The following is a 14,753-nucleotide window of genomic DNA, read 5'->3' on the forward strand; positions in this document are numbered from 1 at the left end:
GCAGATCATATTTTTATTGAGCGGGCCGTTGGGTGTTCTGACTGCCGCGAATGATTTCAATACCGCGCTCGCGCTGGGCCACGGGGTTACCTGCAACAGGTGCTCGCACCGGGCTGGCCATGGCTAACTGGTTAAACCGGTACAGGCTGCGCTTGGCGTTCTCAATATTGCTGGGCGACTCCTGCTGCCCTGCCCAGTACTTGCTCAAGCGCTTTTCCTCGGCGCTGCGTACGGCCAGACGCAAGGTACCTGCCTGAGTGGCAAGCATCAGTTGATTGATCAAGGGTTCTGGAACCGCCAGCACCGCGGTGCGCGCAGTGGCACGGCGTTGCGCTTGCTTGAGGGCTTCTTCGGCATTCAGCGGTGGACTGGCCAGTTGGCCATCGTTGGTCAGGCCCAACTCATCGCCCACGCTCAACACCCGTACGGCTGGCAGGACGATTTGCGCGGACTGTTGCGGATTGGCGGTGTCCTCACGCAAAAAAAGCAGGATATCGACGTAATCACCCGGGGTTAACTGCCCTCCCGCGCCGGTCACTTCATCAATGGCCACGGCCAGTGCACGCTCATCAGGGCGAATCATGCGAGCCAGGGGCCCGCCCACTTCAAAACTCTGCTTGCTCAACCAGGTGCCCGCAGCAAGCGCTCGCCACGGGGTAAGGCCCACAGCCTGATCGATAGACGTCAGGCTGCCAACGGGCGCAGTCTGAAGTTTTTCCAGGGTCAGATCTTCGGCCGTCAAGGCCACATGAGGGGGAACATCACGGGCTAACACCACCACTGGCTGGCGGGTTGTATCCTCAACTGCGGCAACCTTCTGCTCGACCAGCTGGGTCACCGGCACTTCGGCAACCGGCTGCTGACGAGTCAATACCAGCCCCCAATAACCGGCCGCGATGGCACCGATAAACAAAATGGCCGCCAATACCAGACTGCGTCGATTGTTCATTAATAAACTCCCTTTACAACTGCACACCGCAGGTCAAAAATAAATCATTCGCAATCAGGCAGCCGAACCCAATAACGCTGTTTGAACCATTTCGCTATTTGAACGTAGCGCAGGCAAAGCAAAATGCCATTACCGGCTTTAAAAATCTCTATTTAATTGCGAATAGTTTGATTTACCACACATTTTCAGCGTTCTCATTTGGATTAATACTTTATGATTAGTGCTTTTTTACAGTTGCTTGAAAGTTATTTATTGCCAATGCTGTACTGGCAGATGGAAATCACGCAACTTTGAAGTTAAGCGGTGCCCGACCGGTGCACTAAGGAGATATCAGATGTTTTTAAATACTGTTCTGAAAGTGTACGTGCCGACCCAACTTTTCGTGGCGCGCCAGGTCAAATTATTTGCCCAACGCACCGAGGGCGCTTCAGGTATTGAATACGCACTTATCGCGGGCATGGTCGCCGTGGCAATCATCACCTTCGTCACGCCTATCAAAACGGCAGTGACATCGATCTTCCAGGCTATCTCTACTGAACTGACTTCTGTCGCCGGCTAAAGAGTGTGAGTCTTTCTTCTTCCCGCCAACAGCTTCTCCTAGTGGATGACGAAGAAGATGCACTGCTGGAGTTGACCGAACTGCTAGAGGGCGAGGGCTTTTGTTGCTATACCGCAACATCAGTCAAACTCGCCCTTTTGCAGTTGACCCGACATCCGGACATTGCGCTGGTCATCACCGACCTGCGCATGCCGGAAGAGAGCGGTATTGAACTGATCAAACGTCTGCGTGAACACACTTCGCGCCAGCACTTACCGGTGATTGTCATTTCCGGACATGCAGACATGGACGACGTAAGCGACCTGTTACGTTTGCAGGTACTGGATCTGTTCCGTAAACCCATCTACCACGTGCGCCTGCTCGACACCCTCGACAACCTCTTCCCGAAGCTCTAGCCGGCTGCGGCCTGCTGTGGCTCCTTGCCCAAAAATCTGTGGTTGTCTGATTGGCCACGGTTTGTGTATGTCACTCATACCCTTTGCAGCACAGACAATGCAGCTCACTCTAGTGAGCTGCATTGCCCACTGGTCAGCGGGCATTTAATGTCCATGCACCTGGAACGCCTGGATTCGAAAGCGCTCTGCTCTGATGTCAGAGATACATTTCATTGATCCAGACATCACAACCCCACAGGATTTCATAAACAGTCTGTCACTTGGTATTAACGCCTTATATAACAAACTCCACAAAACCAAACACAGGCATGAAAACAAACAAGATATATAAAATAAAAAGCCCCGCGAACAGGGTTTCTCACTAAAGTTATTACACTATTTAATATACTTTAGCTTCTTCCAGGCATTCTCCCGAATCTTGTAACCTCGGGCGTTTTGCATAAACAGCCCCGCCGCCCCTCGTATTTCCCCCATAGCCGCAGCCCTTGTTGCTCGCATCACTGCACCACGCTGAACTCAACGCGCGCGGTTTGTCCGCTTTGGTCAAGCACGCTCAGCTCATAACGGCCCACGTGTTCAAGTGTGGTGTTGAGCGCCGCCTGATGCTCGCTGTCCCCCAAGGGTGCGCCATTGAGGAACCACCAGCGCCGACCGTCGCCACCCAGGGCAGAAACGCTGAGCCGCAGCGCAGCCTGACTTGCTGCCGGACGTCGCAGCCGGTCGCCATCGCGAACCCCTGCAATCGACAGCTCTGTCACCGAGCTCAAGGGCGGCGGCGGGCATTGCGTCGAGGCCATCGGCAGCCGTGCTTCACGCCGCTCAATGCGGGGCAACCAAGGCTCAAGCGGTGCTGGCCAGAGCGCCACTTCGCGCATCTGCGCGGTGCTGCATTGCGGGCCGACCCGCAAGCCCCGGGCATCGACCCAGATTTTCTCCCGCAACCCCACGCCCAACGGCTGATCGGCGGCGAGCAACGTCGGCGGCGTGGTGTGATCCAGGGTCCAGGCAAAGCGCTGACGCCGGCAATCGGGGTCCCTTTTGCTCAATGGCTGGCCCAGCGGCCAGCAAATAGCGGCCACTGCGACTGTATCCGGCACCGGCTCCACGGGGGTAACAATGCCGCGCTGGCTGTCGCGATTGCTCAGCACATCGTGGACTTGCAACATCAACGGCGCCGCCGACGCCAGGCCAAACTGTCCGGGCACCGGCGTGCCATCCGGGCGCCCGACCCATACCCCGATCAAGTAACGCGGCCCGACCCCAATGGCCAGCGCATCACGAAAGCCATAGCTGGTGCCGGTCTTCCAGGCCAGCGACGGACGCTGTACCAGTTCGGCATGGGGGTCGCGATCCGGTCGCGCTTGCCCGCTGAGAATGCGCCGGATGATCCACGCCGAACCGGGGGACAGCATGCGCCGCTCGCGCAGTTCATCCTGGGGCTGCAACCGCAGACGGGCGCTTTTGCCGCCACGGGCCAGTGCGCTATAGCCGCTCACCAGGTCCTCCAGGCGGCTCCCGGCGCCACCCAGAATCAGCGCCAGACTGGGCTCGGCCAACGCCGGCAGGCTCAGCGGCACGCCGCCGTTGCGCATGTCTGCGGCAAAGCGTTTGGGCCCATAGGCCTCAAGCAACTGCACCGCCGGCAGGTTCAGCGACAGGGCTAACGCCGAGCTGGCCGATACCGGGCCACTGAACCCCATGGAAAAGTTGCCCGGCCGGTAATCGCCATAACGCCGGGGTACATCCTGCAACAGAGACTCGGAGTGAATCAGCCCGGCGTCCATCGCCATGCCGTACAGGAACGGCTTGAGCGTGGAGCCTGGCGAGCGCATGGCGCTGATCATGTCGACATGGCCAAAGCGTCGCGCATCGTTGATATCGACCGAGCCCAGATAGGCCCGCACGGCCATGTTGCCGGTTTCGACAACCACAATGGCGGCCGAGGTGTGCTCGGGCAAACGGGCGCGCCAGCCCAGGAGCAAGTCTTCAAGGCGACGCTGCAAACTGGCGTCAATGGTGGTACGAATCAGCGGCGGGCTATGGGGCCGGTTTAGCCGTCGCGCCAGCAGCGGGGCCAGACTCGGTTCCAGCCGCGGGGCCAACAACAGAGGTTCTTCAAGCGCCTCGTTGACCGCCGACTGTGGCCACACCTGATACTCGGCCAGACGCCGCAGTACCTTGTCCCGCGCCACTTGCGCCCGCCCCGGGTGACGGTCGGGACGCAGCCTGCTGGGCGCCTGGGGCAGCACCGCCAGCAGCGCCGCCTCGGAGCGCGTGAGCTGCTGCGGCGATTTGCCAAGGTAAGCCCAACTGGCCGCGGCCACCCCTTGCAGCGTGCCGCCGAAGGGCGCGCGGTTGAGGTACAGATTGAGGATCTGATCCTTGGACAGATGCCATTCCAGCTGTGCCGTGCGCCACAACTGCCGAGACTTGCCAAGCAAGGTGCGCTCATGGGGATCGAGCAGGCGTGCCACTTGCATCGACAGAGTGCTGCCCCCCGACAACACCCGGCCACCGCTGAGGTTCTGCCAGACGGCGCGGCCCAGCGCCAGCGGATTGACCCCCGGATGCTGATAAAACCAGCGGTCTTCGTAGGTCAGCAACGCCTCGAGGTAATACGCCGACACCTCCCCCGTCTGCACCGGGTAACGCCACACCCCATCGGCGTCGGCAAAACGCCACAGGGGCGTGCCGTCTTCGGCCAGCACCACACGGGCCAGGCCATCTTCAGGCAAGGGCAACGGCCAGATCCGGTCTGCCAGCCACAGCAACGCGCACACCAGCACCACACTGGCGATGCTCCAGCCCAGTATTTTTCCAGTTCTAGAACCCACTAACATTCACTCGCTACGCAACTTTGCATCATGACTGGTTGCCCAATGGGTATCTCTGGCACAGTTGCCATCTTATTGATCGGGACATACCCATGCACGTCGAAAGCTTTGTTGGAAACCTGGGCCTGTGGCTAGGTACTTTTGTCCGCTTTATCGTAGAGAGCCTGAACGGCCTGTTCACTGCCATCACCCAGGCTGGCAGTAACTTCATCGACGGCATGGCCCGCGCGCTGGGCATGGACACATCGATCGTGAGCATTGCCGTGCTGGTGATCGGCCTGCTGTTTTTGTACAGCGCCGTACGCGCGTTCATGCGTGCCTCGATCATTGCCGGGGTGATCTGGTTACTGCTGGGGTTGTGGGTGCTGAGCTGGATTATCAGCTAACTACCCAACCGTTGTAGGAGCGTCGACTGGCTGCTCCTACAGGTCAGGTCAGGGTCAGCGGCCCTTGATCACCATCTCCCCCGGGGTCTCGCCCACGGCTTGCCAGTTGGGGCGATACATCGACTCCACTTGCGGCGGCGGTACCCGGTAGGTCCCCGGGGTCACGGCGCGGGCCAGGTACAACAGGTGCGTGGTGCCGGCACCTTCCAGCTTCAGCGCAGCCACGTAGCGATCATCCCGATACTCCTGATGTTGCACATTGGCGTTCTGCATCGACTCGCGCCATTGCTTGACCTGGGTACTGGCATTTTCAAGACTCGCGGCACTTTGCCCAAGGTTCTGGTTTTCCAGCTCCAGACCCGCAGGCAGCAAATCCACCACCAGCGCGTCCGGTACCTGCTGCCTGGCCGTCACCGCCAGATGCACCAGCACCAGATCGCCACTTGCCAGGCTGTCGATATTCAACGGCTCGCCATTCATGCCCAGGTAGTCGCGACGAATGCTCATGTTCTCGCCACCCGCCAGCGGCGCCTGCTGTGGATAACCGGAAATCGTCAGCTGTTGATAAACCGCTTCGCTACCTTCATTGCGCAGGGTCAGCGGCGTGTCCAGCAACGCCCCGTCCAGCTTGAGCCCCGGCTGGCTGTTGTTCAGCTCTCGAGTCTGGCTACCGCTGGCCAGCGTGGCCGTCCAGCTGGCTTCAGGTTTGCCCAGCAAATTACGTCCCGCCAGGAACAGGGAATTACTCTCCTGAGTCGACAACCATTGGCTGGCCGCCAGTTGATCTGACAAATCAAACAAGCGCTGTTCACGCTGGCCGCCGAGCAGATTGTTCTCTTCCAGCAGCGCCAGTATCAGCGCCTGATCACGCAGCGGACTGCCATAATCCCCCAGCCACTGATCGCCCTTACGGGTGGCCGCCAGACCGGCCAGCAACGCCTGATCGGCCCGCGGCTGATCGCCCATCTTCTGCAGGGCAATGGACAGTTGCACCAGCGGCAACCCGGATCGGGCATCGCTGCGCCGTTCAAAGATGCCGCGTAACGCCCCCAATGGCGCCTGTTGGCTGCGGGCCAGAACCAGCGCGGCATAGGCTTGCACCGCAAAGCGGGTGTGATCGAGGTTGTCGCTGTAATCCGCCTCGATCAGGTTGCGCTCCTGCACGTAACGCAGCAGGCGCTCGCTGGCTTTTTTCAAGGCTTCAGCCGGCACCGCGTAGCCCTGGTCCCGGGCACGCAGCAGGAAGTCGGTGACGTAAGCGCTCAGCCAGTACTCTTCTTCACCGTCAGCCCCCCATAAACCAAAACTGCCGTTAAAACGCTGCATCCCCAGCAGGCGCTCGATACCGAGTTCGATCTTGCGCTTGCGATCGGCATCCGGTTCGCCTTCAAGGCCCAGCCGCTTGAGCAACGCCGCATCCGCATACAGCGCAGGGTACAGGCCGCTGGTGGTTTGCTCCGAGCAGCCATACGGGTACGCCTTGAGTGCGCGGATTTGCTCACCCAGGTTCAGCGGCGGCCGGCTCGACAAACTCAGCAAGGCTTCACGCCCCGCCGGTTCAAAGGCTTGCAGCGCATCTTCCGGCAGGCTCCAGGGCTGATCCTTGAGTACCGCGCGGTAATGCTTGAGCATCGCCGGGTACGCCGGGCGTATACCCAGGGTCCATTCGCGGGTGAACGGCGCCAGTGTTTCCCCTGGCAGTTCGAGGCCATTGACCGTGACCTTGACCGCTCCGGTGCCGAAACCGCCCAGGGCCTTGACCGGGATCTGCAAGGTGCTGCGCTGGCCGGGGCTCAAGGTGACAGGTTGCGCGGCAGTGCCCGACAGGCTCAATTGGCCCCGGGTCTCGAGTTTGACCTCAAGTGTCTGCGGCTTGTCGGTGAGGTTGGACAGGTCCAGCGCTAACCGGGTCTCATCCCCCGGGGCCAGAAAGCGTGGCGCCGCCAGCTCTGCCACCAGGGGTGCGGCGACCACGGTTTTACCTTCGGCCATGCCGTAGCTGTCATCGCTCCAGACTTGCGCCATCAGGCGCAGTTCGCCGTTAAAGTCGGGAATATTGACGCTGACTTCACCTTCACCCTGCTCATTCAGGGTCACGGGTACGCTTTGCAACGCCACGATGTTCACGCTGGTGGCTGGCCGCTTGCCGCCTTTGGCCAGCGCCGCATCACCGCCGAACGCCAGGCTGGCCAGACGGCCCTGCCCGGCCTCGATCAGCTGCCCGTAAATATCCAGCTGATCCGCGCCGTAGGCCTTGCGCCCGAACAGGCTGGTGTAGGGATCAGGGGTCGGGTAGCCGGTGATATTCAGCACCCCCACGTCCACCGCTGCCAGCAGTACATGGGCCCGTTCGGGAATGCTGCCATCGGCGTTTCTGGCGGTAAATTTCACGCTCAACGGCTGCTTGGGACGCATTTTTTCGGGCGCATCAAGGGTCAGCGCCAACTTGCGCGCCGTGCGGTCGAGCGGCAGATGCAGCACGCCCACGGCCCGCTTGGGAGTGATATTGGTCTTGCGCTCGCCCGGGCGGATAACCAGCGCGCTCACGTACAGATCGTGACGGGCCCACTTCGGATCGAGTTTGATATCGAAGGTTTTGCCTTCGGCCGGCACCTCGATTTCTTCCCACCACAACGGGCCATCACTGCCTTCAAGCAGCAGGTAACCCTTACCGGCTGCGGGCGGCGTAACCGTTACCCTGGCGGTGTCACCATCGGCATAGGCGGCCTTGTCCAGCGCCAGCTTGACCTGATCGGGGCGCACGGCGCCGCCTTCGGCATTGTCCTGGGCGCGATAACCGGCCCAGAAACGCAAGCTGCTGATCAGCCCGGTTTGCGGGTCTTCAACTTCAACCCGGTATGGGCCCCACTCCACCGGGAAACTGACCTTAGCCGTTTCTCCGGCTTTAACGCTGACGGTTTCCTCGTTGAGATTGAGAAATTTCTCGTTGTAGTGATAGCTCCAGCCGTCGTTGTCCGAGTAGTTCCAGTAGTAATCGCGGCGCTCACGCACCAGCCTTACCTTGAGGTTTTCAGCGGCCAGTTTGTGCCCTTCGCTGTCAGCCACCAGTAACTCGAACTCCGCCGGGCCATCGCCATCGGTTTCAGTGCCGGCAAACAGACCGCGCACCCCCGGCAAGCGCTCGGCGGGCCACACGGGTTGCACCAGACGCCGGGTAATCGGGCGCCCGCCCGACTCCTGCAAACTGGCTTGCACTATCAACTGCAGCGGCGATTTGGCATCGCTCCACTGGCTTTCCAGGCTGATGGTTTCCTGGCCTTCAGCGTTCAGCACGCTTTCGTCCAGCTCCAGATCCTGGGTCAGTTCCGGCTCTGTCACTGAGCCGAACTGATAACCCGGCAAGGCACTGACCGCATCACGCAATGGACGCACATAAACCTGGCCGCTGAGGCGATTGCCTGACGCCGGGGCGCCGTACAAATAACGACCGCTGACTTGAATTTCTGCGGTCTGATCAGGGCGCAGCGGTGCGTCACTGCCCTTGAGTTCCAGCGCCAGGCGCTCGGGCAGGAAGTCTTCAACCTGAAAGTCATACCACAGCGGCTGGCCGTCCCCCAGATCAAAGATCAGTAGCCAGCGCCCGGTCGGCGCCTCCTCGGCCAGTTGCAACGGGTACTGATATAAACCGGAAGCATCGGGCGACCAGACAAACTTGCGGCTGACCTCATTACCCGGACGACGCACCTCGACACTCACCGGCTGCGGCTTGACCGGTCTGCCGTCGCGGTCGCGCAACAAGGCATTGAGCAGCACGGTTTCGCCGGGGCGATACAGATCACGCGGGCCAAACACAAAAAATTGCAGCGGGTGAGCCTGCGGACCGCCAATGTCGAATTCGGCCAGATCCAGCGCCGCGCTGTTTAAACGCAGCAAACTGGTCTGGTCGCCCTGACGCGCCACCAGCACTTCAGCGTCGGACGGCAACGCCAGTTCCGCGTGCCCTTGTTTATCTGTCTTGCCCTGGGCCAGCATCTTGCCCTTGCGGTCAAGCAACTCCAGATCCACATTGGCCAGTGCGCTGCCACCTTCCAGCGCCTGGGTGAACACATCCAGACGCTTCTGATAACGATGTACGGAAAGGCCGATATCGCTGAGGGTGAACAACGTTGCAGGTGTCGAATAGTTGTAACTGCCGGACGCCTTCATCACCGCCAGGTAAACCCCCGGCTGCTGCAAAGGCTTGACCCCGGAAATCGGCAGGATCAACGTCTCACGGGTATTGCGTGCCGGGTTCAGGTCAAAGCGAGCGCTGTAAACCAGATCGGCCATGCTCAGCAGATCCTTGGCGTCGTAGCTTTGCAGGCTGCTGTTGCCGCCCCAGCGGCTAAGAAAGTTCGGTAACGATTCGGGTTTGACCCGGAAGAACTCGACATCCACCTTGTCGACGTTCAACGCGATCACCGGCAAGCCTTCAGCCAGGCGGGTGGGTAACAGGTTGCCACGGCTGGCGAAGCCGACAGTGGGCTGCAAGTCACGGGTTTCCAGGCGGCTGACGTACTCGGCGGCGAGCCTGGTGTCGTTGACACCGCGCAGGCCGGGATCGACGGTAAGGATCAACTTGCGCTGCGGCTCCAGGTGCCGCAAACGCAGTTCCATCAGGTTGTCCGACAGCTCCCAGGCGCCATCGACCTTGCCGGATTTAGCGTCAACCAGATGCAATTTTTCGGCGAAGTTCTGCTCCGGGTCCAGAGGCACCGAAAAACTCACGGACAAGGTGCTGGCGCCGTCCAGTTGTACTTCGGAAACATCCACCACACTCAACTCGCGTCCGGCATAGCGCTCGGCCAGTACCTTGACGTCCGGTTTGGCCGCCTGGACGCTGACAGCCGGTGGCGCCCCGGGCTTGTCGGTTGACGATGAATCACAGGCGCTCAGCAGTGCCAGCGCACAAGCCAGGAACAGTCCTTTGTTAAGCATGGTGTACTCGTTGACTAGGCATTGAAGGGAATGACTATATATCAGCGCGCCATGAACAACTTACGCACCGGTCAGATTGACCGGTAAACGGGCGATTGGTTGCGCTGCCTCATGAGCAACACAAAAACGCTGGGAGCTGGCTCGCCAGCGATGCAGGCGCCCCGGTTTGCCGGGTGTTGATGCCATCGCCGGCAGCCGGCTCCCACGGTGGAACTGCCCTGAACTGAAACCCGGCTCCCACACAAATTCTGCGGCCCCGCTACAATGCACTCCCCCAAGGAGCCTGCATGTCTTCCCTATTAGCTGACTGGCGTGACCGTCCTACCCATCGCCGGGTGTGGGCGCTGGCAGCACCGATGATTTTGTCGAACATCTCGGTGCCGCTGGTGGCGCTGGTCGACAGCACTGTAATCGGCCATTTGCCCCACGCCCATCAACTGGGTGCCGTGGCCGTAGGCGCCAGCCTGTATATCTTTCTGGCCTGGATGATGGGCTTTTTGCGCATGGGCACCACCGGCTTCGCCGCGCAGGCCGCCGGGCGTGACGATGGCACCGCGCTGCGGCAAATCCTGGTGCAAGGCTTGCTGCTCAGTGTGCTGTTGTCGATGCTGCTGGGGGCGATAGCTGTCCCCTTCAGCGGCCTGGCCTTGAGCGTGATGCAACCGTCCGCCGAGTTGCATGCCCTGACCCTGGATTTCTTCCATACCCGTCTATTTGGCCTGCCCGCAGCTTTGGCAAGCTATGCGCTGGTGGGCTGGTTTCTGGGCACGCAAAACGCACGGGCGCCGCTGGCCATTCTGCTGACCACCAACCTGGTCAACATAGCCCTTAACCTGTGGTTTGTCCTCGGTCTGGACTGGGGCGTAGTCGGGTCGGCCCGGGCCTCGGTGATTGCCGAGTGGAGCGGCGCGCTACTCGGCCTGTGGCTGACCCGCGGCGCCCTGGGCAAATTCCCGGGCACGGTCATGTGGGCCGCCTTGCGGGTATGGCACAACTGGAAGCCGCTGCTGGGGGTCAACCGCGACATTTTCATTCGCAGCCTGATGCTGCAACTGGTGTTTTTTTCCATCACCTTGCAGGGCGCCCGGCTGGGGGATGCCACCGTGGCGGCCAATGCGCTGTTGCTCAATGGCTTGCTGCTGGCCGCCCATGCGCTGGATGGCCTGGCCCATGCCGTGGAGGCACTGTGCGGGCATGCCATCGGCGCCCGTGATCGCCTCGCGCTGCGCCGTTCGATGGTGGTTGCATGCGGCTGGTCATTGATGGCCAGTACCGCGTTTGCGCTGCTGTTCCTGTTTGGCGGGCATCTGTTTGTCGAGATGCAAACCGACATTGCCAGCGTGCGGGAAACCGCCTTCCAGTACTTGCCGTATCTGGCGCTGTTGCCGCTGATTGCGGTGTGGAGCTACTTGCTCGACGGGCTGTTTATCGGCGCCACCCGCGCCCGGGAAATGCGCAATGCGATGCTGATCAGCGTCGTTATCGCCTTCCCCGCAGCCTGGGCGCTGCACGGTTATGGCAACCATGGCCTGTGGATAAGTTTTCTGCTGTTTATGGTGCTGCGCAGCCTGACCCTGGGGGTGTATGCGTGGAAGATGCAGCGCAAGGATGAGTGGTTTACTCCAAGAGCGTGATCCGGATCAGTGATCACTGACGAACTCGCCAATGTTATCCAGCACCGGGGCCAACCAACGTAACGGACGTGAAAGCGCCGCCACCAGGGTTACGTGGCTGGTGCGCGTGAAATAGAGTTCCTGGACCGGCACCCCGGCGCCCCGCAACGCAGTCGCCAGCCCCCCGGTATTGCGCGTCGGGTTGACCAGCGTGTCCGTCCTGGCGGCCATCAACAAGGTCGGCGGCGCCTGGCGGCTCACGTGCCGCACAGGCTGCGACTCGGGTGGGGAGTCCGGGTAGAAAAATACTGGTCGCACCGCTTCGTCCTTGATCGGCAAAAAGTCATAGGGCCCGGCCAGGCCAATCCATCCGCGCAAACTGGCAGGACTCATGCCTACAGCCCGTAACCATTGCGGATCAAGGGCAAGCATTGCTGCGTTGTACGCCCCGGCGCTGTGGCCCATCAAAAACAGACGCTGCGGGTTGCCGCCATATTGTGCGATGTGTTGATAAGTCCAGCCTGTGGCCTGGGCGCTATCTTGCAGAAACTGCGGATAACGCACCTGTGGATAAAGTCGGTAATCGGCGATAACCGTGGTTATCCCCCGCGAAGCCAATGCTTCACCGACAAACAGGTAATCGCTGCGCGAGCCGCTGTTCCAGCTGCCGCCATAGAAAAAAATCACCACGGGGGCTCCGGGGGCGGGCTGCCTGGGGCGATAGATATCGAGGGCCTGCCGCGGGTCTGCGCCGTAGGCAATATCACGGGTCATGTCGAAGTTGGAGGTGGGGGTCAGGCCGTTGATGATGCGTACCGGCGAGCAGGCGCTGAGCACCCAGCCCATCAGCCCGGCGCAAGCCAGTCCTGCTGCCCCCTTGAAGCTGATCGACATGGGGTACGACCTCCGGGCAAAAAAAAACGCTGACCTGCACACATGGCACAGATCAGCGTAGTTCAGTCACCGGAGACCTGGTCGGGCTATCAGTGGCTCGACAGGTACGACGAACGGGTCAGGCCAAGACGCAGTGCATCGAGGTACTGGGTACGCTCTTTGGCACTGATGTTGGCGCTGGCCACTTTGTCGCGGTAGTGGTTCATCAACTCTTCCGGCGACAAGTGCACGTAGCGCAGCATGTCCTCGATAGTGTCGTGGGTCTCGATCCCGGCGTGGTACACGCTGCCGTCGTCGTTCTGGTAGATGTTCACCGAGTCGGTATCACCGAACAGGTTGTGCATGTCACCCAGGATTTCCTGGTAAGCGCCCACCAGGAAGATACCCAGCAAGTAATCCTCGCCTTCATTCAGCCCGTGAACCGGCAGGCTGGTTTCGATGCTCTGCTCGTCCACGTACTGCTTGATCTTGCCGTCGGAGTCGCAGGTCAGGTCTTGCAGTACGGCGCGGCGCAGCGGCTCTTCATCAAGACGGTGCAACGGCAGAATCGGCAGTACCTGGCCAATCGCCCAGGTGTCCGGCAGGCTCTGGAAAACCGAGAAGTTGCAGATGTACTTGTCGGCCAGCTTGTCGTTGAGTTCGTCGAGCACCTGGCGATGGGAACGCTGACGCGCTTTCAACGAGTTGTGCAAACGACGGCACACGGCGAAGTAGCACTGCTCGGCCAGGGCTTTTTCAGCCAGGGTGATTTTGCCGTCGGCGTACTGGGCAGCGATGTCGCTCATGTAGTGCGTGGCGCGCCAGTAGGTTTCGGTGACCATTTCAATATCGGTCGGGCCCAGCAGGTCCACCAGCCATTGCACGGTCTCGGGCAGGATGTCCTTGTTCTCGATTACCGGTACGTCGTCGTTGTGCTTCTCGACGTCGGTCACCTGCACCACCAGCATGGCGTGGTGCGCGGTCAGGGAACGGCCGCTTTCCGAGAAAATGTTCGGGTGCGGCAGGTTTTGCGCATCGCAGAACTCTTTGAGCATGCCTACGACAACGCCGGCATAGTCGTCCATGTCGTAGTTGATCGAGCTGGCGTTGCGCGAGTGCGTGCCGTCGTAATCCACCCCCAGACCGCCGCCCACGTCGATGTGGTCAACCGGCAGGCCGAGGTTGCGCAGTTCGCCGTAGTAGCGGATCGCTTCCTTGAAACCATGCTGGTAGTCCGCCAGGTTGGCGATCTGCGAGCCCATATGGAAGTGCAACAGACGGATGCCCTGATCCAGACCGGCCACCCGGAAGCGCTCAACCACCGACAGCAACTGCGCGGCAGACAAACCGAACTTGGATTTCTCACCGCCGGTGTCAGCCCACTTGCTCGATGCCAGGGACGACAGGCGCACGCGCAGGCCAACCTGTGGCTTGACCTTGAGCGAGGCCGCTTCTTCGATCACCAGGTCTACTTCGGATTCTTTCTCGATCACGATAAACACGTTGTGACCGAGCTTCTGCCCCATAAGCGCCAGACGAATGAACTCGCGGTCCTTGTAACCGTTGCAAACGATGGTGCCACCCTTGGGGGCCAGCGCCAGCACGGCCAGCAGCTCAGGCTTGGAACCTGCTTCAAGGCCGATCGACACGTCTTTGGTGGCGATGATGTTTTCGATCACGGCTTCTTGCTGGTTAACCTTGATCGGGTACAGCGCGGTGTACTTGCTCTGGTATTCCAGACGCTCGATGTTGGCATCGAAAGCGCCGGTCAGCTGACGTACACGGTCTTGCAAAATATCGGGAAAACGCACCAGCAATGGCAAGGACAAGCCACTTTTGCGCAGTTCGTCGACTTGCTCGTACAGATCGATGGGCGAGCTGTTCGGGCCGTTCGGACGTACTTCTACGCGACCGGCTTCATTGATCGCGAAATACCCGGCCCCCCAATGGCGAATCCCGTAAACACTGCGGCTGTCCGCAACTGTCCATTGGCTGCCATCGTCTTTGCGTGTGCGTCGTACGGACATCGAAGTCCCCTATAAAGAAGTCAAATAGCCCAACCTGAAGGCAGGCTGGCGCAGTCTAAAGAGTAAATATGAAGATTAGTCTGCGCAGGGGTAGACCCTGACAACAGCGCGGAGTTTAGAAACCGGTCAGAACAGGCTCTGTGAAAACCATGGCGAGCGACAAAAAGCACTTGGCGGTG

9 protein-coding genes are annotated in these 14,753 nt (G+C 60.4%); 4 read left to right on the forward strand and 5 right to left on the reverse strand.

What is annotated here, in order from left to right; genetic code table 11:
- Window positions 1-13: 13 nt before the first annotated feature.
- Entirely contained in the window at window positions 14-949 is a 936-nt protein-coding gene (gene cpaB, locus JQ845_RS09140) for a Flp pilus assembly protein CpaB (protein WP_010656224.1), read from the reverse strand.
- A 334-nt stretch (window positions 950-1,283) separates the two neighbouring features.
- Between cpaB and JQ845_RS09145 the strand changes: the two genes are divergently transcribed.
- Both JQ845_RS09145 and JQ845_RS09150 read left to right on the forward strand, forming a co-directional pair.
- Window positions 1,284-1,508: a Flp family type IVb pilin gene (locus tag JQ845_RS09145; protein ID WP_003439249.1), complete on the forward strand. Its 225-nt coding sequence runs from the start codon at window positions 1,284-1,286 to the stop codon at window positions 1,506-1,508.
- A gap of 5 nt (window positions 1,509-1,513) precedes the next feature.
- The gene (locus tag JQ845_RS09150) at window positions 1,514-1,903 is read left to right on the forward strand and encodes a response regulator (RefSeq protein ID WP_177412923.1); all 390 of its coding nucleotides are present in this window, start codon (window positions 1,514-1,516) and stop codon (window positions 1,901-1,903) included.
- A 497-nt stretch (window positions 1,904-2,400) separates the two neighbouring features.
- Here JQ845_RS09150 and pbpC read toward each other — a convergent pair whose 3' ends face one another.
- On the reverse strand, window positions 2,401-4,716 hold the full coding sequence (gene pbpC / locus JQ845_RS09155) for a peptidoglycan glycosyltransferase PbpC (RefSeq protein ID WP_373683711.1): 2,316 nt from the start codon (window positions 4,714-4,716) through the stop codon (window positions 2,401-2,403).
- Window positions 4,717-4,829: 113 nt separating this feature from the next.
- On the opposite strand from pbpC, the gene JQ845_RS09160 reads away from it, so the two are divergent.
- The gene (locus tag JQ845_RS09160) at window positions 4,830-5,123 is read left to right on the forward strand and encodes a hypothetical protein (protein ID WP_003439243.1); all 294 of its coding nucleotides are present in this window, start codon (window positions 4,830-4,832) and stop codon (window positions 5,121-5,123) included.
- Window positions 5,124-5,177: 54 nt separating this feature from the next.
- Here JQ845_RS09160 and JQ845_RS09165 read toward each other — a convergent pair whose 3' ends face one another.
- A complete protein-coding gene (locus tag JQ845_RS09165) occupies window positions 5,178-10,061 on the reverse strand; it encodes an alpha-2-macroglobulin family protein (protein ID WP_203008919.1) in 4,884 nt (1,627 codons plus the stop codon).
- A 287-nt stretch (window positions 10,062-10,348) separates the two neighbouring features.
- Here JQ845_RS09165 and JQ845_RS09170 point away from each other — a divergent pair, with 287 nt between their 5' ends.
- The gene (locus JQ845_RS09170; RefSeq protein ID WP_010656227.1) at window positions 10,349-11,695 is read left to right on the forward strand and encodes an MATE family efflux transporter; all 1,347 of its coding nucleotides are present in this window, start codon (window positions 10,349-10,351) and stop codon (window positions 11,693-11,695) included.
- A 6-nt stretch (window positions 11,696-11,701) separates the two neighbouring features.
- Here the strand turns inward: JQ845_RS09170 and JQ845_RS09175 are convergent, their stop codons facing one another.
- Both JQ845_RS09175 and speA read right to left on the reverse strand, forming a co-directional pair.
- The gene (locus JQ845_RS09175) at window positions 11,702-12,568 is read right to left on the reverse strand and encodes an alpha/beta hydrolase (protein ID WP_202211062.1); all 867 of its coding nucleotides are present in this window, start codon (window positions 12,566-12,568) and stop codon (window positions 11,702-11,704) included.
- 89 nt (window positions 12,569-12,657) lie between these two features.
- Window positions 12,658-14,574 carry an arginine decarboxylase gene (gene speA, locus JQ845_RS09180; protein ID WP_003439236.1) on the reverse strand — a complete coding sequence of 639 codons (1,917 nt, stop codon included), beginning with the start codon at window positions 14,572-14,574 and terminating at the stop codon, window positions 12,658-12,660.
- Between the last annotated feature and the right edge of the window lie 179 nt (window positions 14,575-14,753).

Source organism: Pseudomonas paraversuta (genome assembly GCF_904063065.1).
In the GTDB taxonomy this organism is placed as follows: domain Bacteria; phylum Pseudomonadota; class Gammaproteobacteria; order Pseudomonadales; family Pseudomonadaceae; genus Aquipseudomonas; species Aquipseudomonas paraversuta.